This is a genomic window from Oleiphilus sp. HI0066 (assembly GCF_001635725.1).
In genome coordinates this window covers 1-794 of record NZ_LWFH01000265.1, presented here as the reverse complement: position 1 = coordinate 794, position 794 = coordinate 1, and the positions used below count along the sequence as shown (strand labels likewise).

2 protein-coding genes are annotated in these 794 nt (G+C 44.6%); both read right to left on the bottom strand.

The window, feature by feature from the left end:
- Positions 1-475, bottom strand: a 475-nt coding sequence (locus A3738_RS03995) for a heavy metal translocating P-type ATPase metal-binding domain-containing protein (protein ID WP_197473573.1), incomplete at its 3' end; no start/stop codon positions are given.
- Between the two features lie 9 nt (positions 476-484).
- Positions 485-794: FixH family protein (locus A3738_RS03990; protein WP_197473572.1), on the bottom strand; the 310-nt coding region annotated here is incomplete at its 5' end.

Here is a 794-nt window from a genome sequence, read left to right as displayed (position 1 = left end):
TGTAAGGCTTAGCGTTGTAGCCGAGTTTTCTAGCCTTAATAAGAACTTCACTTAATTGGCAGGGTGTCTCCCACTCAATATAGGCTTTGTGTGTACTGTGGTTTATCGAAAAATTTAGTACACCGTCGATGGCATTAATATCGCGCTCTAATAGCCATATACATGCTGCGCAGGTAATGCCAGAAATACTCAAAGAGGTTTGCAATACACCATCGTGAGCTTGCACAAACTCTTCTTGTAATAGCGGGTCATCATAAAGCTCTAGTTGCTTTAATTCGCTGGGCTTCAATTCTTCAGCTTTGGGGGAGAATTCAGTGCGGTGAGCGTAGAAATTATCGAGACCTTCATGGGAGATCACTTCTGCTACGGCTAAGCAACCATAACAGCAAAAAGGTTCGTTCTTACCTTTGATCTTTAAGGTGGCGGAGAAGCCAGCAGGGACCGCTTCACCGCAGTGAAAACAGGGTGTTGTCATCAGGTATGGCTAGGGTGCAAGCAAATAGTTTTCTGTTGGCAATGAGGTTTTTTGACGAACTCTCCATGACTCATCATGCGCATATAGATCGAGATACCAGTTTCCGCTAAGGTTTTCAGGTACTTCTGCGACATACGGACCTTCAGCGGTAGGTAAGAATTTTGTCACTGAATCTCTCTCTCCGAGAGTAGGGTGGACAAGTTTGAGCGTAACAAAAGGCTCTTTTGTTTTGGCTAGACTTTTCAAGTCTAGTAGCGCGTTGCCTTCTGCGTCAATACTGACATAGGCGCGTACAGCAAGTTTTTTAGCTAGACGATCT